The sequence below is a fragment of the Pseudooceanicola onchidii genome, from assembly GCF_004959925.1.
GTDB lineage: Bacteria > Pseudomonadota > Alphaproteobacteria > Rhodobacterales > Rhodobacteraceae > Pseudooceanicola > Pseudooceanicola onchidii.
The window spans coordinates 912,335-936,445 of record NZ_SPUW01000001.1 but is presented as its reverse complement, the minus strand read 5'-3'; the positions used below and the strand labels follow the sequence as shown (position 1 = coordinate 936,445).

General features: G+C 66.5%; 25 protein-coding genes. 10 read left to right on the top strand and 15 right to left on the bottom strand.

Features of this window, described 5'->3' with window-relative positions; genetic code table 11:
• The first annotated feature begins 42 nt into the window (after window positions 1-42).
• Both E4S58_RS04515 and E4S58_RS04510 read left to right on the top strand, forming a co-directional pair.
• Window positions 43-1,593, top strand: a complete 1,551-nt coding sequence (locus E4S58_RS04515; RefSeq protein WP_136635100.1) for a class I adenylate-forming enzyme family protein — start codon at window positions 43-45, stop codon at window positions 1,591-1,593.
• Between the two features lie 15 nt (window positions 1,594-1,608).
• Entirely contained in the window at window positions 1,609-3,138 is a 1,530-nt protein-coding gene (locus E4S58_RS04510) for an AMP-binding protein (RefSeq protein ID WP_136635099.1), read from the top strand.
• Between the two features lie 200 nt (window positions 3,139-3,338).
• On the opposite strand, the gene E4S58_RS04505 is transcribed toward E4S58_RS04510, so the two are convergent.
• The 4 genes from E4S58_RS04505 to E4S58_RS04490 all read right to left on the bottom strand — a co-directional run bounded on the left by E4S58_RS04505 (window position 3,339) and on the right by E4S58_RS04490 (window position 7,470).
• Complete coding sequence (locus E4S58_RS04505) at window positions 3,339-4,418, bottom strand: GGDEF domain-containing protein (RefSeq protein ID WP_136635098.1); 1,080 nt, start codon at window positions 4,416-4,418, stop codon at window positions 3,339-3,341.
• 8 nt (window positions 4,419-4,426) lie between these two features.
• Window positions 4,427-5,002 carry a heme NO-binding domain-containing protein gene (locus E4S58_RS04500; RefSeq protein ID WP_338101499.1) on the bottom strand — a complete coding sequence of 192 codons (576 nt, stop codon included), beginning with the start codon at window positions 5,000-5,002 and terminating at the stop codon, window positions 4,427-4,429.
• Between the two features lie 96 nt (window positions 5,003-5,098).
• The gene (locus E4S58_RS04495; protein ID WP_136635096.1) at window positions 5,099-6,658 is read right to left on the bottom strand and encodes a trimethylamine methyltransferase family protein; all 1,560 of its coding nucleotides are present in this window, start codon (window positions 6,656-6,658) and stop codon (window positions 5,099-5,101) included.
• 116 nt (window positions 6,659-6,774) lie between these two features.
• Window positions 6,775-7,470, bottom strand: a complete 696-nt coding sequence (locus E4S58_RS04490; protein ID WP_136635095.1) for an HAD family hydrolase — start codon at window positions 7,468-7,470, stop codon at window positions 6,775-6,777.
• 84 nt (window positions 7,471-7,554) lie between these two features.
• Between E4S58_RS04490 and E4S58_RS04485 the strand changes: the two genes are divergently transcribed.
• Window positions 7,555-8,025, top strand: coding sequence for a MarR family winged helix-turn-helix transcriptional regulator (locus E4S58_RS04485; RefSeq protein WP_136635094.1), 471 nt, complete (start codon window positions 7,555-7,557; stop codon window positions 8,023-8,025).
• A 3-nt stretch (window positions 8,026-8,028) separates the two neighbouring features.
• On the opposite strand, the gene E4S58_RS04480 is transcribed toward E4S58_RS04485, so the two are convergent.
• Window positions 8,029-8,307, bottom strand: coding sequence for a DUF3572 domain-containing protein (locus tag E4S58_RS04480; RefSeq protein ID WP_136635832.1), 279 nt, complete (start codon window positions 8,305-8,307; stop codon window positions 8,029-8,031).
• A gap of 139 nt (window positions 8,308-8,446) precedes the next feature.
• On the opposite strand from E4S58_RS04480, the gene E4S58_RS04475 reads away from it, so the two are divergent.
• The gene (locus tag E4S58_RS04475; RefSeq protein WP_169052592.1) at window positions 8,447-9,901 is read left to right on the top strand and encodes a diguanylate cyclase domain-containing protein; all 1,455 of its coding nucleotides are present in this window, start codon (window positions 8,447-8,449) and stop codon (window positions 9,899-9,901) included.
• A 28-nt stretch (window positions 9,902-9,929) separates the two neighbouring features.
• Here the strand turns inward: E4S58_RS04475 and E4S58_RS04470 are convergent, their stop codons facing one another.
• From E4S58_RS04470 to E4S58_RS04455, 4 genes are all read right to left on the bottom strand, one after another.
• Window positions 9,930-10,478 carry a periplasmic heavy metal sensor gene (locus tag E4S58_RS04470; RefSeq protein ID WP_136635092.1) on the bottom strand — a complete coding sequence of 183 codons (549 nt, stop codon included), beginning with the start codon at window positions 10,476-10,478 and terminating at the stop codon, window positions 9,930-9,932.
• Window positions 10,475-10,867, bottom strand: a complete 393-nt coding sequence (locus tag E4S58_RS04465; protein WP_136635091.1) for a hypothetical protein — start codon at window positions 10,865-10,867, stop codon at window positions 10,475-10,477. The genes E4S58_RS04470 and E4S58_RS04465 overlap by 4 nt, the downstream gene beginning before the upstream one ends.
• Window positions 10,860-11,456: an RNA polymerase sigma factor gene (locus E4S58_RS04460; protein ID WP_136635090.1), complete on the bottom strand. Its 597-nt coding sequence runs from the start codon at window positions 11,454-11,456 to the stop codon at window positions 10,860-10,862. The genes E4S58_RS04465 and E4S58_RS04460 overlap by 8 nt, the downstream gene beginning before the upstream one ends.
• A gap of 91 nt (window positions 11,457-11,547) precedes the next feature.
• Window positions 11,548-12,078, bottom strand: a complete 531-nt coding sequence (locus E4S58_RS04455; RefSeq protein WP_169052591.1) for a calcium-binding protein — start codon at window positions 12,076-12,078, stop codon at window positions 11,548-11,550.
• 258 nt (window positions 12,079-12,336) lie between these two features.
• On the opposite strand from E4S58_RS04455, the gene E4S58_RS04450 reads away from it, so the two are divergent.
• Window positions 12,337-12,744, top strand: coding sequence for a DUF983 domain-containing protein (locus E4S58_RS04450; protein ID WP_136635088.1), 408 nt, complete (start codon window positions 12,337-12,339; stop codon window positions 12,742-12,744).
• Between the two features lie 42 nt (window positions 12,745-12,786).
• Window positions 12,787-13,515: an NUDIX hydrolase gene (locus tag E4S58_RS04445; protein WP_136635087.1), complete on the top strand. Its 729-nt coding sequence runs from the start codon at window positions 12,787-12,789 to the stop codon at window positions 13,513-13,515.
• Between the two features lie 2 nt (window positions 13,516-13,517).
• Here E4S58_RS04445 and E4S58_RS04440 read toward each other — a convergent pair whose 3' ends face one another.
• The 3 genes from E4S58_RS04440 to E4S58_RS04430 are packed head-to-tail and all read right to left on the bottom strand — an operon-like array spanning window position 13,518 to window position 15,512.
• Window positions 13,518-14,411: a DMT family transporter gene (locus E4S58_RS04440; RefSeq protein ID WP_136635086.1), complete on the bottom strand. Its 894-nt coding sequence runs from the start codon at window positions 14,409-14,411 to the stop codon at window positions 13,518-13,520.
• Window positions 14,412-14,425: 14 nt separating this feature from the next.
• Window positions 14,426-15,316 (bottom strand): fatty acid desaturase, encoded by an 891-nt coding sequence (locus tag E4S58_RS04435; protein WP_136635085.1) that lies wholly within the window; start codon window positions 15,314-15,316, stop codon window positions 14,426-14,428.
• Complete coding sequence (locus E4S58_RS04430; protein ID WP_136635084.1) at window positions 15,309-15,512, bottom strand: DUF2061 domain-containing protein; 204 nt, start codon at window positions 15,510-15,512, stop codon at window positions 15,309-15,311. The genes E4S58_RS04435 and E4S58_RS04430 overlap by 8 nt, the downstream gene beginning before the upstream one ends.
• A gap of 125 nt (window positions 15,513-15,637) precedes the next feature.
• On the opposite strand from E4S58_RS04430, the gene E4S58_RS04425 reads away from it, so the two are divergent.
• Window positions 15,638-16,498, top strand: a complete 861-nt coding sequence (locus tag E4S58_RS04425; protein WP_136635083.1) for a helix-turn-helix domain-containing protein — start codon at window positions 15,638-15,640, stop codon at window positions 16,496-16,498.
• On the opposite strand, the gene E4S58_RS04420 is transcribed toward E4S58_RS04425, so the two are convergent.
• The 3 genes from E4S58_RS04420 to E4S58_RS04410 all read right to left on the bottom strand — a co-directional run bounded on the left by E4S58_RS04420 (window position 16,491) and on the right by E4S58_RS04410 (window position 20,053).
• Entirely contained in the window at window positions 16,491-17,966 is a 1,476-nt protein-coding gene (locus E4S58_RS04420) for a carnitine 3-dehydrogenase (protein WP_136635082.1), read from the bottom strand. The genes E4S58_RS04425 and E4S58_RS04420 overlap by 8 nt on opposite strands.
• Window positions 17,963-18,880 carry a beta-keto acid cleavage family enzyme gene (locus E4S58_RS04415; protein WP_136635081.1) on the bottom strand — a complete coding sequence of 306 codons (918 nt, stop codon included), beginning with the start codon at window positions 18,878-18,880 and terminating at the stop codon, window positions 17,963-17,965. Before E4S58_RS04415 ends, E4S58_RS04420 begins: the two co-directional genes overlap by 4 nt.
• A 126-nt stretch (window positions 18,881-19,006) precedes the next feature.
• Complete coding sequence (locus E4S58_RS04410) at window positions 19,007-20,053, bottom strand: aldo/keto reductase (protein WP_136635080.1); 1,047 nt, start codon at window positions 20,051-20,053, stop codon at window positions 19,007-19,009.
• Between the two features lie 211 nt (window positions 20,054-20,264).
• Between E4S58_RS04410 and E4S58_RS04405 the strand changes: the two genes are divergently transcribed.
• From E4S58_RS04405 to metG, 3 genes are all read left to right on the top strand, one after another.
• Window positions 20,265-20,834 (top strand): ImuA family protein, encoded by a 570-nt coding sequence (locus tag E4S58_RS04405; RefSeq protein WP_240789454.1) that lies wholly within the window; start codon window positions 20,265-20,267, stop codon window positions 20,832-20,834.
• 151 nt (window positions 20,835-20,985) lie between these two features.
• Window positions 20,986-22,215 carry an MFS transporter gene (locus E4S58_RS04400; protein ID WP_136635079.1) on the top strand — a complete coding sequence of 410 codons (1,230 nt, stop codon included), beginning with the start codon at window positions 20,986-20,988 and terminating at the stop codon, window positions 22,213-22,215.
• Window positions 22,216-22,299: 84 nt separating this feature from the next.
• The gene (gene metG, locus E4S58_RS04395) at window positions 22,300-24,012 is read left to right on the top strand and encodes a methionine--tRNA ligase (protein WP_136635078.1); all 1,713 of its coding nucleotides are present in this window, start codon (window positions 22,300-22,302) and stop codon (window positions 24,010-24,012) included.
• Window positions 24,013-24,111 lie beyond the last annotated feature (99 nt).

The following is a 24,111-nucleotide window of genomic DNA, read 5'->3' as shown; positions in this document are numbered from 1 at the left end:
TCGATCATTCCAACCTTCCCGAGGAGAGAGGGAGGACACAGCATGAGCCACGCGGCAGCGGCCCCGCAGGCCCCATTGGCCGAGCGCCACGAAGGGTTTCACGAATTGATCACGCACTGGGCGCGCGAAACGCCCGACGCCCCGGTGATGATCGAAGGCGGCGCGACCATGACCTACGCCGCGCTGGACCGGCAGGTCACTGCGGTCGCGCAGGCCCTTGCCGATGCCGGGCTGCGGCGGCGTGACCGGATCCTGATCGTCGCGGAAAACTCGGTTTCCGCCATCGTTCTGGTCAGCGCGGTCAACCGGCTGGGGGCCTGCGCCTCGATCCTGAACGCCCGCATGACACCGCAGGAGGTTCGCGCCATCGCTGATTTCGCCGAACCGCGCCTGATCGCCTTTCCGCAGGTCGACCCGGCGATCAGCCCCCTGACCGCCACGCTCGCCGACGACTTTGGTGCGGACGCCACGATCCAAGTGGAGGGTTTCGGCGCGATCCGCCACACCACCGCGCAGGATGTCACGCCGAACGATGCTGCGCCCAGTCGGCAGCAGGACCTGGGGCTGATCATGTTCACCTCGGGCACGACGGGCGTGCCGAAGGGTGTGATGCTGACCAATGCCACCCTTCTGACGCAGGGCGAGGCGCAGTGCGTCAATCGTGGCCTGACCTCTGACGACGTGATCTACCTTGTCTCGCCGATCGCGCACAGCATCGGGTTGTCATCGAACATCATGGCCTGTTTCGCCGCCGGGGCGCGGCTGCACGTTGCCGCCCGGTTCAACGTCGCCGACCTGATCGACCGCATCGCAAGCGGTGAGGTCACGATGATGGTAGCCGTGCCGCAGCTTTACACCCGGATGCTGGAACATATCGCGACACAGGGCATCGACATGTCCGCCGCCCGGTTGCGCATCGCGGCCAGCGGCGGCGCCAGCCTTGATCCGGCCTTGAAAGCCCGGGTGCGCGAGGTGCTGAACGTCACCCTGTCGAACGGCTATGGCGCGACCGAATTCGTCCCGATCACCCGCGTTCCCATGGGGATGGAGGCCGACAGCAACGTCGTCGGCACCCCCTGCCCCGGGGTCGAGGTGCGCATCGTGGACGAGGCCGGGCAGGACGTGCCGCAAGGCCAGTCCGGAGAGATCTGGGCGCGCGGTCCCTTCTGCATGCAGGGCTACTTCCGCAACCCCGACGAGACCGCCAAGGTGCTGCACCCGGGCGGCTGGCTGGCCACCGGCGATCTGGGAGAGATCCAGCCCAGCGGCATGTTGGCCATCGTCGGCCGCAAGAAAGAGGTCATCATCCGGTCAGGCTTCAACGTCTACCCCTCGGACGTCGAGGCGGCCCTGTCGTCGCATGACAGTGTCGCCGAGGCCGCCGTCGTGGGCCGCGCGGTGCCCGGCAACGAAGAGGTCGTGGGCTTTGTCACCGCCATGCCCGGCGCCCGGATCGACCCCGACGCGCTGCGTGATTTCGTGCGCGGGACGCTCACCGCCTACAAGGTGCCCTCCGAGATCATCGTGCTGGACGCCATGCCGATCGGGCCGACGGGCAAGATCCAGAAGGCGCTGCTGAAGGACCGGCTCTAGACCACGGGGATTGCCATGTTCCGATTTTCCGACCAGCTTCTGAAGGCTGCGCGCACCTGGCCCGACAACCCGGCCGTGACCTGCGCGGCCGGCACGCTGACCTGGGCCGCGCTGATCGACCGGTGTCAGCAGCTGGCGCAGGTCCTGGCGGCCCATGGCGTGGGTCCGGGCGACCGCGTGGGGTTTCTTGGCTTCAACGGGCACATGGGGGTCGAGACCTTCTATGCCCCGCCCTTCATCGGCGCCTCGGTGGTGCCGTTGAACGTGCGGCTTGCTGTGCCCGAGCTGATCCAGACGATCAACGATTGCCGCCCCCGGGTGGTGATCGTCGACGCGGACCATGCCGACATGCTGGCGGCCTGCCTGCCTGACTGTCCCTCGGTCATGCTGGTGCTGAGCGCGACGCCGCGCGAGGGCTGGACACCTTACGAAGACGCCCTGGCCGCCCAGCCTGCCACGCCGCCCGCCCGGGATCTGATCGGCGGCGGGGACGACATGCTGGTAATGTACTACACCGGCGGCACGACCGGGCGGCCCAAGGGCGTGATGCTGTCGCATACCAACCTCTTTGCCAATTCCATGGGCCTTCTCGGGGCCTGGCACCTGCCCGAGGGCGACGCCTATGCCGTCACCGGGCCGCTGTTCCACTCCGCTGCCGGGGCGCGGATCTTCGTGTCGGTCTTCCTGGGGTCGCACATGTTCCTGCAGGCGCGGTTCGATATCCCCGGGCTGCTCAGGGGGATCGAGGACCACCGGATCGCGATGGCGCAATTCGTGCCGACCATGCTGGCCATGATGCTGGACCATCCCGATTTCGGGCGGTTCGACACCTCGTCGATCCGGATGGTCAGCTATGGCGGCGCGCCGATGCCGCCCGACCTGCTGGCGCGGACCATGCGCGCCTTTCCGGGCGTTCGGTTCGGGCAGGCCTTCGGCATGACCGAGGCCTCGCCGATCGTCACCTACCTCAATCCCGAGGATTACGAGGATCTCGGCTCGCCCCGGCTCAATTCCCTGGGGCGGGCCGCGGCCTTTGCCGACCTGATGATCTTCGACGAAAACGACATGCCCCTGCCCCCCGGTGAGATCGGAGAGATCGTGACCCGCGGGCCGAACGTCATGCTGGGCTATTGGGACCAACCCGACCAGACCGCCGAGGCCATGCGCGGCGGATGGTATCACACGGGCGACGCGGGCTATCTGGATGCCGACGGCTATCTCTACCTGTCGGGGCGGATCAAGGACATGATCATCACCGGGGCCGAGAACGTCTATCCGATCGAGGTCGAACAGGTGCTGGATTCTCACCCGGCGGTGCATCAGGTGGCGGTGATCGGCGTGCCGGACGCCAAGTGGGGCGAACGCGTGCACGCCGTCATCCAGTTGATTGGCGAGGCGACCGAAGCCGAGCTGATCGCCTATTCGCGCGCGCGGCTGGCAGGTTACAAATGCCCCAAGACGATGACCCTGACCCGCGATCCGCTGCCGCTGACCCGGGTGAACAAGATCGACAAGGTGGCGTTGCGGGCGGCGCATCCGGCGTAGCCGGCGCGCGGCCCGCGTGGCCTTGCCCCATGCGGCGGCCTTCGGGGGCGATCGGTGAGTCTGTTTTGGTCTGTCATGGGGGCAGTCGCGGCTTCCGTCGTCATGCACCGCACACCATGGCCCGTCCGCGTCCGGCCCTCGACACCTGCGGTGGTGAAAGGCGTCTTGCTGTCCGCCTTGGCGATCCGCTTGTCCCCCCGTCATCTTTTTCGCCGTTCCGCCTGCTCTGGCGGCATTTTCGCCTCCGGCGCGGTCACGCGTGACCCGGCGGGCGGCGCGACGGGTTCGAAGAACCGATGCTGCGCCCGTCCGCCGCGCTTGGCGGCATACAGCGCGGTGTCTGCGTCCGCGATCATGCGCTCGGCCTCGGGGTCCGCGTAGTCGGTTGATATCGCCGTGCCGACAGAGGCCGAGATGCGGCAGGTCTCGTCCTTCCACCGGATCGGTTCCTCGAGCCGCGCGATCAGGCGGTGCGCGATTTCGGAAAGCCGCGCGCGGTCGCAGAGGCTGTGAAAGACCAGCACGAATTCATCCCCGCCGACGCGGGCCACCACGTCGTCGTTGCGCGTTTCCTCGACCATGATGGCGGCGACGTGTTCCAGCACGTGATCGCCCGCCGCATGCCCAAGGGTGTCGTTGACCTGCTTGAAGAAATCGAGGTCGAGGTGCATCAGGGCAAATTCCCGGCCCGCGCCGATCATGCGCCCCAGCACATGGTCCAGCGCCCTGCGGTTCTTCAGCCCGGTGAGCGTATCGGTGAAGGCCTGTTCCTCGGCGGCGATCTTGGCGACGTGCAGCTGGCGGGTCAGTTTGCGCGACGCCTCCATCGCGGCGGACTTGGCTTCGACCAGGAACAGCATTTCGACCGTCGGATCGGTGGCGGCGAAATCGGTGTTCGTCAGAGCATAATCCCGCACCGCATCCAGGATCGAGATCCCGAAGGCGAGGTTCACGATGGCGCCGCCGTCCGCCTGCGGCACCAGCAGCCCCTGCAGGTCAGTGCGCGGCAGGTCGCGAAACCGCAAGCGCAGGCGCGTGCGGCGCCCGGCGGCCGAGGTCAGCGCCGCCATCGAGGTCGCCGCGCAGGGCTGGACGATATCAAACACCTGCCAGAGGGTCTGACCGGGCAACGACAGGCCAGGGCGCAGCTTTTGCAGCGTGGGCCCCGCATGCAGGATCATGCCCTGCGGATCCAGGATGCAATGCATCGGGCACAGCTGATCGAGCGCCGAGCACAGGGCGCCCCCACCCGCCCCGTCGTCCGGCAGTAGGCGGGTCATGTCCCCGCTCATCCGGCGTGGTCCCCCAGCACGAACTGTCGACCTTCGGCAAAGGCGGCTTCGACCAGGGTGATCGCGATTTCGTCCACCCCGTCGCGCTGGCCGTGATGATCCAGCATCACCAGCGCGCCATAGTCGTCGGCCATGGCCCGCAGGATACCCACCATGACATGGGCAAAGCCCGGCGGATCCCCGTCGATGCGCAGGATGTAACGGCCGCCCGGCAAGGCCTGCAGGGTCAGGCGCGGCAGGATGAGGTCAGATACCGCAAGCCGCGCACGGCCCGGCAGATCTTCGAGCGATTGAAGAAAATCCTCGAAGCTGATGCCCGCGAACCGCAGCAGCCGCCGCAGCCTTTCGACATTGGGGTCCGACACGAGGTAGGTCCCGATGTCTTCCAGCACGCTGGCGCGGGGACGGCCCAGTTCGACCGTCAACGCGGCGATGACCTCTTCGGCCACGCGCTGGTCGTAGGTCAGCATGGCTTCGAAGTCCGGAACGTCCAGTGCCGCACGACGGGCCACAGCCGCCCAGAGGCCCTGCCCGTAGGTGTCCCTTGCGAAACACTGGATCGATCTCATCATCAGGCCATGCATCGCCGCCCCGCCTTCCCGTTCGGGGCCAGTATCGGCGAAGGGGCTTAAGAAGGTCCGAACGGCGCGCGATTTTCCCGTGTCGGGTCAGAAATCCGTCGGTGCCCCCCCTTCGGCACGGCGGCGCTCGACAAACTCGATCAGCTCGCCCCGGATCGCGTCCTCCATGGGTGGTTCGACATAGTCGTCGAGAACCCGCTGATACAGAAGGTGTGCGCGTTCGGCCGTCCAGACACCGCCCTGCGCCTGCCAGCCTTCGAAATTGCGCCAGTCCGACAGGTTCGGCTGCCAGAAGGCCGTGGCATAGCGGTCCTGCGTGTGGTCGATGCCGAAGAAATGGCCGTCGTGGCGCACCTGGTCCATCGCCTCGTACGCCAGATCTCCGTCTTCGGTGCGCCACAGGACGGGATCGAAGTACCGCAGGATCTGCCCGATCACCTCGCAGTCCATCACGAACTTCTCGGGGCTGGCGATCAGCCCGCCCTCAAGCCAGCCTGCCGCGTGATAGACGATGTGGCTGCCCGACTGCACGGCGGCCCAGAGCGAATTCGACGTCTCCCACATCGCCTGTCCGTCGGGCACGTTGGCCGCGCAGGCCCCCGACGATCGCATCGGCAGACCGTAGAACCGGCACATCTGGCCGGTGATCTGGGTTGCGCGCATGTATTCGGGCGTGCCGAAGGCGGGGGCGCCGGACTTCATGTCGACGTTCGAGGTAAAGGTGCCGAAGGCGCAGGCCACGCCGGGATTGATGTACTGCGCCAGTGCAATCGCGGCGAGCCCCTCGGCCAGCGACTGCGCCACCGCGCCGACCATGGTCACCGGGGCCATGGCCCCCGCCAGCGTGAAGGGTGACACGATCAGCCCCTGGCCGCGCCGCGCCATGCGCATCCAGCCGTCCAGCATCGGGTAGTCGTGCTTGAGCGGCGAGGTCGAGTTGATGTTGGTGAACATCCGGGGCGTCGCATCGAAGTCGTCCTGGCTCAGGCCCGCGGCGATGCGCACCATCTCCATCCCGTCTTCAATGCGTTCGGCGCCGAGAGAATAGGCATGGGGCACCTTGTCGGTCAGCGTCAGCTTGTCGAAAAGCGCGTCCAGGTGGCGGATCGAGGGGTGCAGATCGACCGGTTCGACCGCGTAGCCGCCGATGAAGTGGATGCAGTTGTAATACTGCGACATCTTGTAGAACCGTGTCTGCAGTTCACGCGTGCCGGGCAGCTTGCGCCCCAGTTCCAGATCCCAGTAATTGGGCGGCGAAGAGACGTTACCGAAAAGCATGTGCCTGCCGCCGACGGTCACCTTGCGGTCCGGGTTGCGCGGTGTGATCGTCCATTCGGCGGGCGCATGGCCCAGCATCTCCATCACGAAGTCGCGGCCCATGTAGACGATCTCTCCGTCCACCCGGCACCCGGCCTGCTTCAGGATCGCCACGGCCTCGGGGTTGAGGAAGGCGACACCGATGTTTTCCAGCACGCGCATGGCGGTTTCGTGAACGGCTTCAACACCTTCGGGTGGCATGGGTTCGGTCGGACGGTCCGGGTTGATCGGCACCGTCCAGGGCGCCTGGGTCAGGACGGCGGGGCCGCGCCTGGCGGCATATCCGGCCCGACCACCGCCACGTTTGCGTTTCTTGGTTTCGGTCGTCATCGCGCCCTCCGTTTGTCTCAGGAAAGGGCGGCGCAGGGTGGGTTTCTGGCCAGATGGCGACACAAAGCGTCGTTTTTGGCGCAGGACCGTCGCGAGGGATCAGTCCGCGGGCGGTCTCAGGCGCCCGTGGCCAGCCAATCCGGCAGATGGCCGACATGCGGCAGGATCGCATCGGCGTGGGGGGCCAGGTCGCTTTGGCCCGCCATGCCGGTCAGGACACCGATGGTCACCATGCCCGCCGCCCGGCCGGCCAGAAGATCATGGGTGCTGTCGCCGACCATGGCGACACGGGCCGGGTCCAGTCCGGTAGCCGTGGCAAAGGCCAGCAGAGGCGTCGGCGCGGGCTTGGCGCCATGGCCGCTGTCGAACCCCGCGATCCAGTCGAAGGACTCGAGCACGCCTGCGGCCTGAAGATGCGCCCGGGCGGACATTTCGCTGTCGTTGGTCATCACGCCCAGCTGGATCCCCCGCCCCGCAAGGGCCTGCAACAGCGGCGAAAGATCCGTCGGCGGCACCTGCGGCGCCGAGGCCGCACGTGCGTTCATCAGCGCTTCAAGCTCGTCGATCGGCCGGTCCGGCACGGCACGCGCCACGCATTCGGCAGCCTCGCGGCCGGTGCCCGCGATGATCGGGCTGGTCGGGCGGAAACTGCCCGTCGCCAGGTCAAAATCCGTCTCGTCGGCGATGCGACGGGCCGTCCGGGCATCCCCGTTCGACAGTTCGGCAATCAGCTCGAGCGCCCAGGTGTTCCAGGTGGCCCCGAAGTCGAACAGCGTCCCGTCCTTGTCGAAAATGATTCCGTCCAGCTGCATGAGGCCCCCGCATCGACTGTGCGGCGGACTGTGCCGGGCGACGGGCTGCTTGACAAGCGCCCGGGGCTGCGGCCCATTCGCAAGATGACTGACACGACGCCCCCGATCGACCCGCCCTACCGCCTGCACGACTCGCTTGGGTACCACCTGTCGCTGGCCGCCCGCCTGCAGGAACGCAGGCTTGAGGAAAAGCTGCGCACCGTGGGGCTGAACCGCACGACCTGGTGTATCCTCTTGGCCGTGGCGAACGAAGGCCTGGCGCAGCCCTCGGACATCGCGGGGTTTGTCGGCATCGATCGCACCGCGACCTCGCGGGCATTGCGCGGCATGGAATCCGATGGCCTTCTGGCGCGGCACTCCGGCAAGGAGGACAAGCGGACGCGCCGCATCGTCCTGACCGAAAAGGGCCGGGACGCGGTGGTGCAGGCCAGCCCCTTTGCCCGGGAAAACGGTCGGCTGCTGGCGGAACTGCTTGAGACGACCGAACTGTCCGAGCTCAAGCGGATGCTGCGGGTCCTGATCGACGGCACGCCCGAGACGCTGCCCGCGCTGTAACCCTCAGGTCCAGTTGACGTTCTGCCCGCCGGGAAGCGCGACGCGCGCCTCCTGGATGGCCTCGTAGGGCATCTGCTGCGCGTCGCAGCATTGGACCACCCAGGCGTCGTCCATCAGCAGGAAATCCAGCACGGCTCCCAGGAACTCGGGCTCTCCGAGGCGGCTGCGCAGGTCGTCTTCGGACAGGCCCGAGGCCCCCATGAAGATGCCACGCAGGTCATCATGGGCGATCAACCAGGTCAGGCACTTGAGGGCCGTCGCTTCGGCCTCGGACGCGTTCATCATAACTCACTGATCCTCAATGGGGGTGCGGCCCGGCGATTTCATGCCGCGAGGCCCTGTTTTTCTGGCTTGGCAACGTTTTGTTAACTGTTTTGTCGAAAATATGCTCGCAAGCAAGAGGCAGGAGGCCTTTGACCCGATGCATGGACGCATCCTTATTGCAGACGACAGATTTGCCAGCCGCCTGATGCTGTCGGCCCTGTTCGGGGGGGCCTATTACGATGTGCAGCAGGTGGACACCGACCAGGGTGCCTTGGCCATGGTGCGTCGCGACAAGCCCGGGATCGTCGTGATCTCGGACGGGCTGGCGGGGCTTGGGGCCGCCGGTCTGTGCGATGCGCTGCGCCGTGATCCGGACACCGCTGACGCCCTGCGCATCGTCATCACCGACCTGTCCGACCCGTCGCGCACGGCCATGCTGATCCATGCCGGGGCCGACGACGTCATCGCGCGCAGCTGCGCGGACGAAGAGGTCCTGGCGCGCGTGAAGACGCTGGTGGATCATCGCGCCAAGGTCGCGGCCTTGAACCTGCGCGAAGACACGCTGCGCCCGCAACCGGGCCTGTCAGAGGCGCAGGCCGCCTTTGCCGGATCCGCCAGTATCGCAATCCTGACCCAGGATGCCTTGCGGACCGCCGAATGGCCGGGGGCCATCCGTGCGGCGATGACCAGGACGGCACGGCCGCGCGTGGCGCTGTTCCACCCCGATGCGATGCCCACGCAGGCGCCGGATGTCGTCATGATCGACAGCCGGACACTTGGCACAGACGGTACGCTGCGGCTGGTCGCGCGCATGGCCCGGCGGTCGGAACCGCGCGCCATGCAGATCCTTGTGGCCGTTGACGGCACCGACACCGCGCTTGGCGTAAAGTCGCTCGACCTTGGGGCCGATGGTGTCCTGACCCTGCCCTTCAACGCCGCAGAAACCGCGGCGCGGATCGACCTGCTGCTGCGCCGCAAGGGCGAGATCACGCAACTTCATGCCTCTCTGCGCAGCGGGTTGCAGTCGGCCATGACCGACCCGCTGACCGGGCTGTACAATCGCCGCTATGCGCTGCCCCGGCTGGACCAATATATGCGCGACATGCGGCACGACCGGCATCCCGCAGCGCTGCTGATGGCCGATCTGGATCATTTCAAGTGGATCAACGACACCCACGGTCATCCGGCGGGCGATGCCGTGCTGTGCGCCGTGTCCAAGGTGATGAAGTCCGAAGCCGAACGCCTGGGCTTTGCCGCGCGCATGGGGGGCGAGGAATTCGTGGTCGCCCTGCCGTCCTGCGGGCGACTGGCGGCGGCGGCAGCCGCTCGGCGCATCCGGGAGGCCGTGGCGGATCTGGTCATCGATTTTCCGGGGCTGCCACAGGGCCTGCGGGTGACAACCTCGGTCGGGGTGGCGGTGGCGGAACCCGCGCGGATGCCGCCGGGCCTGTCGCCGTCAGAGGACACGGCCTGCCTGCTGACGCAGGCCGATCGGGCCCTCTATCGCGCGAAACGGGCCGGGCGGAACCGGGTGGTCTGCGACATGGGGCTGGTGTCCGAGGTTGGGCCGACGCCATCGCCCGCACGCAAGGTGTCGGGCGTTACCGGCTGACGGCCTCCGTCACCGCGACGGCCCGCGATCAGTGGTCGCCGCGCCAGCCGTCGCGCGGCTTGCCATCCTTGAACGTGTCGTCGCGATCCTTGCCTTCACGCCCCGGCCCGCGCTCAAGCCCTTCTTCCAGCCGGTCGGCAAAGGCATGGCGTTCCTCTGGCGTCATGGCGATCAGCCGTTCGATCAGCAGGTCCTGCCCGATCTCCATCCGCGTGACAGCCGCCGCGCGCTGGTTGCCGAAGGCCTCTTCCACCCGGTCGGGCTGGAAGGGATCGCTGCGCAGGGCCGCGATGACACCCTGGTAATCCTCGACGATCTGCTGGCGAGAGGGGCGGTTTTCCCGGTACTTCTGACGCAGGGCCTTGCCGATCTCGCGCCGGTCGTCCTTGGTCAGCGCAAAGGTCATCGGCCCTTCGATCCGGTCGACGCGGGGCACGCGGCCGCGCGGATCGTCGCGCATCATGTGGCCGATCACCGTGCCCGCGACCAGCAGGTTCAGCGCCAGGGACACGATCAGGACAAGCCGCAGCCAAAGCGGCGTGCGCGTCGTCGGGGTGCTGGGGGAAGTGGGGGTCATTGCGTCTCCGACAGGTCAAGGGACAGGGTATAGCCCGGCAGCGGGTCCACGAGATAGGCGTCGTCTTCGGCCACGCCGGTGACCGCGCCCACGCTGACGGCTAGGTTGACCAGACCGGCCGGCGGCACCGCCCCGATCCAGAGCCCCGCCACCCCGGCCGTGGCCAGCGTCGCCATGGCGGGCCAGCCGCCGATCGCGCCAAGAAGCTGTGCCAGCCGAGAGGGCCGGGCCGCGCGCGTCACCGGTGCGGGTGCTGCCAGGTCGGCCTGCACGGCCAGGGCCTGCGCGGTCATGCGGTCCAGCGCCTGCGTCGACAGCGCCGGCGTGTCGCGCCGGGCCGCATCGAAGAAGGCGTCCAGCCCCATGTCGTCCTTCGGATGGTCAGTCATCGTCCTGATACCCCAGTTCTTCTCGGTGTCCGGTCAGGGCCGCGGCAAGTCCCCTCTTGCCACGCGCGACCAGGCTTTCGACCGCTTCGACACCGATCTCCATGATCTCGGCAATGTCGGGGTTGGCCAACCCCTCGATATGGCGCAGCACGACGGCCTGGCGCTGACGCTCGGGCAGGCCTTGCAGCGCACGGTGCAGCGCATCGGCGCGCGCGGCGTCCTGCATCCGATCCTCGACCCCGGGCCGGTCGTCCTCGGGCTCGGGGATCGTGTCGAGATCGACGGTGCGCCCCCGCCTGCGCCGGATCCGGTCGGTGGCCAGGTTCGCCGTCACCCGGTAAAGCCAGGTGGTCACCTTCGCCTCGCCCTGCCGCCAGTCGGGCGCGATCCGCCACAGGCGCAGCAGCGCCTCCTGCGTGACGTCCTCGGCCTCGGCCCGGTCGCGCAGCAGGCGCCAGGCGTGGGCCTGCACGATCGGCGCAAGGCGGCCGGTCAGGATGCGCGCGGCCGACGGGTCGCCATTGGCATAAAGCACCAAGAGCGCATCGTCGTCCAACCGCGTCAGATCGTCGAAAGGCATGTCCGTCATTATCCGGCGGGCGTATCCTGTTGCGGGCGGGCGGTCTATCCCGCCCGCGCATCCGGGCCAGGGTCATCCCCGGCCCGGCATCTGTGTGACGTCAGTTGTCGTGACGCGGTTTCTTGTGATCGCCATGGCCGCGCTCACCCTTGCGGTGCTCGCCCCACTTGCCGTGGCGCTTTTCGAACTTCTCGCGGGCCTGTTCCATCTCTTCCTTCGAGATCGCGCCGTCCTCGTTCGCATCCAGACGCGAGAACAGGCGGTCACCGTCACGCGGCCCCATCTCGTCGGCGGTCAGGCGACCGTCGCCGTTGGCGTCGCGGCGCTCCAGCATCCGTTCGGCCGCCTTCTGCATCCGCTCGGCGCGCTGCGCTTCGCGTTGTGCGACCAGTTCGTCCGCCGACAGGGCGCCGTCGCCGTCGGTATCGGCCGCGGCAAACCGGGCGGCGGCATGTGCCGTGATCTCGTCCTGCGTGATCTGACCGTCGCCGTTCGCGTCGATCTCTTCGAAGTTGAACATTGGGCCACGCGGTCCGCGCGGGCCTTCGCCCCGATCCTGCGCAAAGGCGGGCAGAGAGGTCGCGGCCAGGGCAAGAACCAGGGCGCCGGTCAGGGTGGTCGTGCGTTTCATTGGGTAAGTCTCCGTCGTATTGACTGCTTGATGGTCGTTGACCAAGGCGGTGTGTGATCGCCTTGTGCTGACTGTTACGGGGGGCTTTCGGGTTTCCGTCGCGGGGGGCGGAAAAAAGTTTGACGGCGGGCCCGGGGGTTGGATCGCGCCACGCGACATCCCGCCGCAAGGGCATTCCGTCCTCTTTTCTTCGCGCGCCGGGATGGCCAGTCTTGTGCGACACCCCCGATCGGGGACAAAACGCCGGAGGAACCGGATATGACAGACACGACGTGCGAGACGCAGATGGATCAGGATACCGAGGGTCGCGAGGTGCGGCGCGCCGTGCTGCGCGGGTTCCGCCGCAAGTGCCCGAACTGCGGCACCGGCCCGATGCTGAAGGGCTATCTCAAGGTGCGCGATCACTGCCCGGTCTGCCGGGAAGACCTGCACCACCACCGCGCCGACGATGGCCCGGCCTACCTGACGATCCTGATCGTCGGGCACCTGATGGCACCGACGCTTGGCGGGGTCTACCACGCCTATCAGCCCGAACCGCTGGTGCTTTTCACCGGTTTCTCTATTGGCACGGTCGCTTTGTCCCTCTACCTTCTGCCCAGATTGAAAGGGGCGCTCGTCGGGTTCCAGTGGGCGCGACAGATGCACGGTTTCGGAACATCACGCTGATCTTCCCTGCCGGAGCCTAAGCGCCCGGGAGGACGAGACAGAATGACGACCGAAACGGCCAAGCCGAAAATCGACAAGACCCAGATCCGCAACGCGGCCACGGTGATCGCCCTGCGCGATCGGGCGACTGCGCCCAAGGTGCTGATGGGGCAGCGCGGGGCCGGTGCGGTCTTCATGCCCAACAAGGTGGTCTTTCCGGGCGGTGCGGTCGATGCGGGCGACGCCGACATCCCGCTGGCCGCGCCGATCACCGAACCCTGCCGGTCGCGCCTGCTTGAGGACGCCGGGGGTGATCTGGTCAACGCCATTGCCGCGGCCGCCGTACGCGAGCTGTGGGAAGAGACCGGGTTGATCCTGGGCAAGCCCGGCAGCTGGGACAACCCGCCGCCCGATTGGGAAACCTTTGCCGCGACCGGCCATGTGCCCGACGCCTCGGCGCTGACCTTCGTCTTTCGCGCCATTACCCCGCCGGGACGCCCGCGTCGGTTCGATGCGCGGTTCTTTGTCGTCGACGCGGACGAATCCGTGGTCTCGGATCTCGATGATTTTTCGGCCGCCTGCGACGAGCTCTCGGCGCTGCAGTGGATCCCGCTGGAAGAGGCGCGCAGCTTTGATCTGCCCTTCATCACCGAGGTCGTTCTGGCCGAGGTGCAGCAGCGCGCCGCCGACCCCCGCCCGCCTGCCAGCGTGCCGTTCTTTGCCAACAACGGATCGAACCGCGCCTTCCAGCGGCTGCGCGGGCTGGTTGACATGGAAGGTCGCGAGGACTGAGCTCAGGTCACCGCGATCAGGGCCACGACCGACAGGAAGATCAGCGCGATGCCGAAGATTTCGCGCCGCGTGACGGTTTCGTGGAAGAAATAGACCGAGGCGGCGAGCGAGAAGATCACCTCGAGCTGGCCGACGGCAAAGGCGTAGCCGGCGTTTTCAAGCGTGAAGGCATTGAACCAGCAGTAGGATCCGCCAAGCGAGGTGAGGCCGATCCAGATGCAGCGCCGCCAGGCCAGGGCGACGCGGGTGATCTGCCCCGGTTCGCGCAGGCCCAGCCAGACCGCCATCGCGACGACCTGCACCAGCAGAACGAAGGCCAGTGCCACCAGCGCCCGGGTTGCGGGTTCGGCCGCGACCTCGAGCGTGGCGCCGCGATAGGTGACCGCCGAGATGCCGAAGAAGATGCCCGAGGTCAGGCCCAGCACCACCGCCCGGCTCAGCAGCAGTCCCTTGAGCCCCTGCCCTTCGATCTTGGGCGGATCCGACAGCAGCAGCACCCCCACGACGCCCAGGACCATGGCCGCAAAGCCCGGCCAGCTGACGCCTTCGCCCAGGATCACGATGCCGATCAACACGGTCAGAAGGACTTCGGTCTTCTTCAGCGTGATGCCGACGGCAAAGTTTCGCGACTGGAAAATCATGACTGTGCAAAGGGTTGCGAGGATCTGTGATACCCCGCCCACCAGCGCATAGATCCAGAACAGCGACCCGAGGGCCGGCAGTTCGGGCAGGATCAGAAGCGCCACGACCCAGACGATCGGACCGGAATAGAGGAACCGCGCAAAGGTCGCCCCGCCTGCGGACAAATCGCGCGTCGCGACGACCTTCTGCAGCATGAAGCGGACGGTCTGAATGGCCGTCGCCCCAAGCGCATAGAGAACCCATGATTCGATCATGTATTCTCTATGACCTATTCGGCAGGGTGCCTCCAGTGGGGATGCGGCACCGGGTCCTTCGTCTTGACGAGGTAGCGGGCGAAGACCTCGCCGTAGCTGTCATACCGGTAATTGTCGTTGCGTTTCAGGAACCTGTCGCGGTGCGTGCGGTACAGAACCGGCAGCTCGTACCAGGGTCGGTTGGGGTGCGCGTGGTGCACGACATGCAGGTTGTTGTTCAGGAACAGCAGCGCCAGGGGGCCGCGGTCCTCGACGATCACGGTGCGGCCCCGGGCGCGTTCGTGGGCGCGATGTTCCAGGAAGGTGCGGATCTTCTGCAGCGCATGGGCCAGGTAGACGGCCACCAGGTAGGCCCAGACCGACATCTGTGCGTGGGCCATCCACAGAACCACGGACACCAGGGCCGGGATGTGCCAGAGCCAGCCGTTGCGCACCCGACGATCCCCGGCGCGGGCGGCGCGCAGGTCGGACCGGATGAAGCAGACCGTGCCGATCATCGGCCCCAGAAGCATCCGCCCGATCAGCGTGTTGTTCCACACCAGCAGCCCCTGCATCACCGGCGACAGTCGGTCCCAGACCGACGGATCCCAGAAGTTGCTTTCGGGATCGTCGTAGGGATCGGTCAGGCTTTCGTCCCTGTGATGCGCCAGATGCGTGTCGCGAAAGCGCAGGTAGGGCACGATCAGGCCAAGCGCCGGAAAGACCAGCGCCTCGTTCAGGCGGCGCTGGCGGAAGGGGTGGCCGTGGATGATCTCGTGACACAGCGAAGCGTGCATGGAGACCGCCACCCCCGTCACGCAGATCGCAAGCATCACAGACCAATCGGCCAGCACGGTCGTGCCCAGACCGAAAGCCGCGTAGGTCAGCACAAGAAGCGCCAGAGTGGGCCATTCTACCTTACGCATGACGCCCCCATGCGATCCGGGCCCACAGCCGTTCGTACCCGGCATACATGACAAAGCCCAAGAAAGCGTTGACAAGGGCCATGCCCCCGCCCGTCGTCAGCGAGCCCGTGAAGGCAAAGCCGACGACGGCCATCACGATCAGTCCCAAAAGCGTCCATAGCACCGACTTCACGAAGGTGCGTGCCTGCGTTTCCATTTCTGTCCCCGGATCTGCCGCTTGTAGCGGCTTGTTTCCCCGAGACAAGATCTAGGCAGGCCGAGGGATGTGGACCATTCGGAATGTGATTAACAAAAATCCCGATTGGTGATAATTATCACTTCATGATCGAAAAAACCGACAAGCGTCTGCGGGCGCACCAGTTTCGCGACCGGCTTCGTCAGGCAATGACCCAGCAGGCGGTGACGCAATCGGCACTGGCCCGCACGATCGGTGTGGACCGTTCGACCATCTCGCAATTGCTGACCGGCGATGGCGCACGACTGCCCAATGCCCAGGTCGTGGGCGAATGCGCGGCGGCGCTCGGGGTGTCGGCGGATTGGCTGCTGTCCCTGTCGGAACGCCCCGAGACGGCGGCGAACCTGCTGGCGGCCTCTCTGTCGCTGACAGCCGCCCCGCGCGCGCTGGTCGACGAACAGATCTTCGCCTGGCATCGCGAGGCCGCGGGCTACAAGATCCGCCACGTCCCGGCCGCCCTGCCCGACATGCTGAAAACAAGGGAATTTCTGCAGTGGGAGTATTCGCCCCACCTGGGCCGGACGACCGAGCAGGCGATCAATGCCTCGGAGGACCGGCTGACCTGGATGCGGGCGGCGAGTTCGGATTACGAGATGGCCCTGCCGCTTTACGAGATGGAGAGCTTTGCCCGCGCCGAAGGATACTATCGCGGCCTGCCCGCCGATATCCGCCTGGCCCAGATCGACCGATTCCAGGAACTGGCCGAGACACTTTACCCCCGCCTGCGGCTGTACCTGTTCGATGCGCGGCGCGTTTTTTCCGTGCCCGTCACGGTGTTCGGCCCGCTGATGGCGGTGCTTTATTCCGGCCGCCACTACATCGTCTTCCGTGATCGCGAACGTGTCCGTGCCCTGACCGATGACTTCGACGCACTGGTCCGCGAAGCCGCCGTGACCGCCCGTAGCCTGCCGGCCCTGCTGGAAGATCTGAGATCCGAGATCAGCTAGGCTTGTCGCCCACAGCCCGGGCCAGCCCGTCGGGCCGGGGGTGATCCGCATGTCCTCCCACCAGCGTGGCAAGCCGGTTGGACAGCACCGGCGGCATCTCTACCGACTTGCGCGTCTGCAGATCGACATGAAGCAGCATGTGCTCTGCCGTCGCCAGAAGGCGGTCGTCGGAATAAAGCTCGTGCCAGAGGTGCATCTTCTTGCCCTCCCCCTCGAGCACGCGGGTCAGCACGGTCAGCGGCGCGCCCGCCCTGACCTCGTCGATATGGCGGATGTGGGTTTCCACCGTGAAAAAGCTTTGACCTGCCGCAACATAGTCGCGATCGCAACCGATCAGGATCATCATGCGGTCGGTCGCATCGCCGAAGACATGCAGGTATCGCGCCTCGGTCATGTGGCCGTTGTAGTCGATCCAGTCGAGCGGAACGGCCCGTCGAATCGTGCGCACGGGGCGCGTCGGGTCGATGTCCTCGAACCGTTCCGGCACGCCCGAGGTCGCAAGGTTGCGCGCATCCGCCTGCTGCTGGACCGCGCCGGCGCCCCAGGCATTGGGCCCAAGCGCGCGGATCAGACCGACGAGGTTACGGTCCCGTTGCGCCTCGAGCTCTCGGATCGACAGCGTGCCGGACTGGGCATCGGATTGCGTCGCGATCCGGTCGACCAGGTCGTCATCCATCTCGGGCACGTCCATCAGCTTGGTCCAGGGCCATTTCAAAGCCGGGCCGAACTGGTGCAGGAAATGGGCCATCCCGCCGTCCCCGCCAGCGATCCGGTAGGTTTCGAACAGCCCCATCTGCGCCCACCTCAGGCCAAAGCCCATGCGGATCGCGTCGTCGATCTCGGCCGTCGTGGCCACGCCGTCCTTGACGAGCCAGAGCGCCTCGCGCCAGACGGCTTCAAGCAGGCGGTCGGCGATATGGGCCGGCACTTCGGACCGGACCCGCAGGGGGGCCATGCCGATCGAGGTCAGCACCTCGGTCGCGCGGTCCAGGACCTTGGGATCATTGCGGTCGCTGCCGACGACCTCGACCAGCGGCAGCAGGTAGACCGGGTTGAACGGGTGCGCCACGATGATCTGGCCCGCGCGGGGGGATCCGGCCTGCAATTCGGTCGGCGTGAAGCCCGAGGTCGAAGAGGCGAGGATCGCCCCCTCCTCCATGCTGGACTGCAGCGCCTGGTAGATCTTCTGTTTCAGTTCAATGCGTTCCGGCACGCTTTCCTGCACCCAGTCCGCGCCGCGCACCGTTTCCGAGATCAGGCCGGGAAAGCTCAGGTCGCCTTCCGGCGGCAGCGCCACGTCGCCCAGCCCCGGCAGGGCAAGTCGCGCGGCGTCCAGCACGGCGGCCACCCGGTCGCGCGCGGCGGGTTCGGGATCGAAGATGCGGACATTCCAGCCGTTCAGCAGGAATCGCGCCGCCCAGCCCGCGCCGATCACGCCGGCGCCGATGATCGCCGCGGTGCGGGTCATGGCCGCCCCCCCGGTGCGCGTTTGACCAGGCCCAGCTTCTCGCGCATTTCGACTGGCCCCATGACGCGCGGGCCAAGGGTCTCGATCAGGGTCACTGCCTTTTCGACCAGGTCGGCATTGGTGGCGAGCCTGCCGCGTTCCAGCCAAAGGTTGTCTTCCAGCCCGACACGGACGTGGCCCCCCGACAGAACGGCGGCCGCGACATAGGGCATCTGGTGCCGCCCAAGTCCGAAGGCACTGAAAGTCCAGCCCTCCGGGATATTTGCAACCATGGCCTGCAAGGTTTGCAAATCGTTCGGCGCCCCCCACGGCACCCCCATGCAAAGCTGCACCAGCGCAGGGGAGCTGAGGACCCCTTCGTCCACCAGCTGCCGCGCAAACCACAGATGGCCCGTGTCGAAGCATTCGATTTCAGGCAGGACACCAAGGGCCGTGATCCGCCGCCCCATCTCGCGCAACATGCCCGGAGAGTTGGTCATGACATAGTCGTTTTCGGCGAAGTTCATCGTGCCGCAATCCAACGTGCAGATTTCGGGCAGGCAGTCGGCGATGTGGATCAGCCGCTCCTCTGCTCCGATCATGTCGGTGCCGGGTCCGGGCGGCAGGGGACGATCGGTCCCACCCAGGATGAGGTCGCCGCCCATGCCTGCGGTCAGGTTGATGACGACATCGGTATCGGCGTCCCGGATGCGGTCGACGCATTCCCGATAAAGCGCGGGATCGCGCGATGGTGCGCCCGTCGCAGGATCGCGGACATGCAGATGCACGGCGGCGGCTCCGGCACGCGCCGCGGCCAGCGCGCTCTCGGCGATTTGCTGGGGCGAGCGCGGGACATGGGGCGACCGGTCCTGTGTCTGACCGGATCCGGTCACGGCACAGGTGACAAAGACCTCTGACGGCATCGACAGCGGCATGACATCCCTCCGCCCTCATGGAAGGCGCGGAAGACCCATCCGTGCAAGCTGCAAGGCGGACGCCAGGAAGCGCACCGGACAAAGTGTTGTAGTCAGGCAACCCTCAGGATGGCGCCCCAGTCCGTTTCAATACGGCATCGGATGGTCGCGGCGCACGATTTCAACGTCGTCCAGAAACTCCCGGCTGAGGGTGAGGTCCGCCCCTTCCAGAACACGGGCCAACTGTTCGGCGGTGCGTGTGCCGAAGACGGCCGAGGTCACGAAGGGGCGGCTGGTCACCCAGGCCATCGCCATCTGCACCGGATCAAGGTCATGCTTGAAGGCCAGGTCCATATAGTCCTCGACGGCGGCAAAACTGCGGGCCGTCGCGCGGCTGTTCAGGCTTGGGGTGCGCTCCATCCGCGACCCCTTGGGCACCGCGTTGCCCTGGTACTTGCCGGTCAGCAACCCAGCCGCGAGCGGCGAATTCGCCAGAAGGCCGATGTCTTCGTTCACGCTCAGCTCTGCCAGATCGGTTTCATAGCTGCGCTGCAGAAGCGAATATTCGTTCTGGACGCTGACTGGCCGGGGGGCATCGTGCGATTCGGCCAGCGACAGCCATTTGCCCACCCCCCAGGCGGTTTCGTTCGACACCCCGAAGGCGCGGATGGTGCCGCGTCTGCGTTCGGCTTCCAGCGCGTGCAGGCATTCGACCATGTTGGCCTTGATCTTCTGTGGGGCGGGAGGACGTGCCGTGTGCCAGGCCGAGGGCCGAAAGTGGTAGGAGCCGCGATTCGGCCAATGGAATTGAAAAAGGTCGATGTAGTCGGTCTTGAGCCGCCGCAGCGACCCTTCCACGGCCAGCCGGATCGTTGCGGCATTGATCGGCGCACCGTCGCGGATCATCCGCATGCCCTGCCCGACCTGTTTCGTCGCGATCACGATATCCGACCGGCGGTTCGGCGCGCCCTCAAGCCAGAGCCCGATGATCCGTTCGGTCCGGCCGATGGTTTCCGATTTCACCGGGTCCATCGGGTAAAGTTCGGCCGTGTCGATGAAATTCACGCCGTGATCCAGCGCCATGTCGATCTGCGCATGGGCCTTGCGCGCACCGGTCTGCGTGCCCCAGGTCATCGTCCCGAGACAGAATTTCGATACCTTGATTTCAGTGCGACCCAGACGGTTTTTCTGCATGAGGCCCCCCCGCAGCTTTCAGGGGTGTAGCGGAAAGAAGTTACCGAAATTCTCATGGCGTGGTGAATGCCGCTAAAATTTTACGGAAAGAAATGTTGAGAACATTTAGCGAACACACTAGCCTTGAGGCATGTCGCGATCACCCTCTCCGATTCTGTCGCGCCGCTCGCATCGGACGGGCCCCGCACTTGATCTGGGGCCTGATGCGCGGATGCCCCTGTCACGCCTGCACGAAAGCTGCGGCATGGCGCGGCGGGTCTTTGCGATGCTGGTCGCCGCCAGGATCGCCGCGCAGGGGGATCGTGGACCGGTCTGGTGGATCTCTCCGGCGTGGGAGGCCGACCAGCTGCACGCAGAAGGCGTGGCGCCTTTTCTAGGGCCGGAACGTCTGCTTTTCGTGCGGCCGAAGCGGGCCGAAGACGTGCTTTGGACGCTGGAAGAAATCCTGCGCAGCGGCACCGCCGCCCTGGCCGTGGCCGACATCCCCGGGCTGCCGGGGCTGACGGCGGTGCGGCGGCTGCATCTGGCAGCGGAAACCGGGGCAGAGGTGCACGGGCGGGCGCCGCTTGGCCTGATCCTGACGCCCGGTGCGGGCGGCGCACAGGGGGTCGAAAGCCGCTGGCGAATGGTCCCTGCGCATGGCCCCGGCACAACCCGCTGGCGGCTGGATCGGCTGCGCGCCCGGATGGATCCGCCCCGCAGCTGGCGTGTCGGACATGACGAAGACACCGGCTTCGTGCTTGAGAAGGAGAAACTGGCAGAGATCGACCTCGCGGGGTGAGCGGCCTGCCTCCGCCAAGACGAAGGCGCCGCGTGAGACATCCGTCGCCGTATCGCCGCGGCAACGACCCAAGGCGACGCCCGCCGCACATCCGCTGTTGCGGCACCAATCCTTACTGGCGCATCGCCGCTCGCCGGGGCATTCAGGATACATGCGACTGATCCTGTCCCTTGCCCCTCTCTTCCTGTCGGTCGTGCTGCTGCAGCTCTCCTCCGGCGGGCTGGGGCCTTTGGATGCGCTGTCGGGGCTGGCCGCAGGGTTCAGCAGTCAGCAGATCGGCCTGCTTGGCTCGGCGCATTTCCTGGGTTTTTTCCTGGGGTGCTGGTGGGCGCCGCGCCTGATGGGACAGGTCGGCCACACCCGGGCCTTCGTGGCCTTCGTGGTCTTTGGCACACTCGGGCTGATCGCGCATATGCTCTGGGTCGATGCCTATGCCTGGACCGCCCTTCGGGTCCTGTCCGGCGTCTGCATCGCGGGCAGCTATACGGTGATCGAAGGCTGGCTGATGGTCCGCATCACCCGCGAAACACGCGGACGGCTGACCGGCATCTATCGCATGACCGACATGGGTGCCTCGCTTCTATCGCAGCTGCTGATCGGCTTACTCGCGCCGGTCTCCTACGCGTCCTACAACATCCTCGCCCTGCTCTGCTGTGCCGCGATCCTGCCGTTGACGCTTAGCCAGGCGGTGCAACCCGCAATGCCCGAGGCGCCCCGCCTGCGCCCGATCATGGCCTGGCGGACCTCTCCGCTCGCCGCCGTGGCGGTGATCGTGTCGGCGCTGTCCGCAGCGACCTTCCGGATGATCGGCCCGGTCTACGGTCAGGCCGTCGGGCTGGAGGCCCGCCAGATCGCCTGGTTCCTGGCGCTCTTCGTGCTGGGCGGGGCGCTCGCGCAGCTGCCCGTGGGCTGGCTCGCCGACCGGTTCGATCGACGGCGGGTGCTTGTCGGGGTCTCGCTTGCCTCGATCCTCAGTTGCGTGGCCTCGTCCCTCACCGGCGCGGTGTCACCCGCCGCCGCACAGATCAACGCCTTCTTCTTCGGGCTGGCCACCTACCCCGTCTATTCGATTGCCGCCGCGCATGCCCATGATTTCGTTGACGATGATGCACGCGCCGAACTCTCGGCGGCGCTGTTGTTCTTCTATGCGATCGGCGCGATCTTCGCGCCTTTCGTGGCGGCCTGGCTGATCACCGGCTATGGCCCGGCCGCGCTGTTCGCGATGGTGGCTGCCGGACACCTTTTCCTTCTGGCCTTCGGGCTGGGACGGATCCGTGTCGGGCGCAAGCCGCGCGGGCGGACCAACTATGTCTGGGCACCACGCACCTCTTTCCTGATCGGGCGGCTGACCCGACGCGGCCGAACCACTGAGCGGCGCTAGGCGGCAAAGGCCTCTGGCCCTGCGGCGCGTCCCGCGATACACGGGGCCGATCATCCGATCGGACCACGGGACAAGAGGCGCGACATGGCACGGCATCTCATCACTTCGGCGATCCCCTATATCAACGGGATCAAGCATCTTGGGAACCTCGTCGGGTCGCAGCTGCCGGCGGACCTGTTCGCCCGCTACCAGCGCGCGCGCGGGAATGAAGTCCTGTTTCTCTGTGCCACGGACGAACACGGCACGCCCGCCGAGCTCGCCGCCGCCAAGGCCGGGCAGCCGGTCGCCGACTATTGCGCCGAAATGCACGAGGTCCAGGCCCGCATCGCCGAGGGGTTCCGATTGTCGTTCGATCACTTCGGACGATCTTCGGGCCCGCGCAACCACGCACTGACCCAGCATTTCGCAGGGCGTCTGGCCGAGGCCGGGTATATCCGCGAAGTCTCTGAAACGCAGATGTTTTCCCATGCGGACGGCCGGTTCCTGCCGGACCGCTACATCGAAGGGACCTGCCCCAACTGCGGCTTCGACAGTGCGCGGGGTGACCAGTGCGACAATTGCACCAAGCAGCTGGATCCCGTGGATCTGATCAACCCGCATTCGACGATTTCCGGGGCCACCGATCTCGAGATGCGTGAGACCAAGCATCTGTACCTGCGGCAATCCGCGATGAAGGCGCAGCTTGAGGAATGGATTGACACCCGCGATGGCTGGCCGGTGCTGACGACCTCGATCGCGAAGAAATGGTTGAATGACGGTGACGGCCTGCAGGATCGCGGCATCACGCGTGACCTCGACTGGGGGATCCCGGTCAGGAAGGGCGACCAGGACTGGCCGGGCATGGAGGGCAAGGTCTTCTACGTCTGGTTCGACGCGCCGATCGAATACATCGCCTGTTCGCAGGAATGGGTCGATGCCGGCAAGGGCGCGGATTGGGAACGCTGGTGGCGCACCGACAAGGGCGCCGGGGACGTGACCTACACCCAGTTCATGGGCAAGGACAACGTGCCCTTCCACACGCTCGGGTTCCCGGCCACGATCCTAGGATCGGGCGAGCCGTGGAAGTTGGTCGATTTCATCAAATCTTTCAATTACCTGAACTATGAAGGCGGCCAATTCTCGACCTCGCGCGGACGCGGTGTGTTCATGGACCAGGCGCTTGAGATCCTGCCTGCCGACTACTGGCGGTGGTGGCTGCTCAGCCATGCTCCGGAATCCTCGGACAGCGAATTCACGTGGGAAAACTTCCAGGCCTCGGTCAACAAGGACCTGTCGGACGTGCTGGGCAATTTCGTCAGCCGTGTGACCAAGTTCTGCCGGTCAAAATTCGGCGAGGTGGTCCCCGAAGGCGGCAGCTATGGCGCACCGGAAGAGGCCCTGATCGCCGACCTGACGAACCGCCTTTCGGCCTACCAGGCACAGATGGAGGCCGTTGAAGTGCGCAAGGCCGCGCAGGAACTGCGGGCGATCTGGGTCGCCGGCAATGAATACCTGCAGGAAGCCGCGCCCTGGGCCGCGTTCAAGGAAGATCCCGAACGTGCGGCGGCGATTGTGCGGTTCTCACTCAACCTCATCCCATTCTACGCCGCCCTGTCCTCTCCCTTTATCCCGGATGCCGCCGAGGCGATGGCAGGGGTCCTGCCGGACGCGCCTGCGACCTGGCCCGAAGATGTCGCGACCGCCCTGTCGGCAGTGCCGGGCGGTGGCGCGATGGTAGTGCCGGACAACCTGTTCCGGAAGCTGACGGACGAGGACGTCGAAGACTGGAAAGCACGCTACGCGGGCACCCGGGCCTGAACGTCGAAACGCGCCGCAGGATCCTGCGGCGCGTTTTCGTTTGCTGCCGCATGCGGGACGTTGGGGCATGCCACAAAGGTTAGCGGTGCCGGTGCGGTT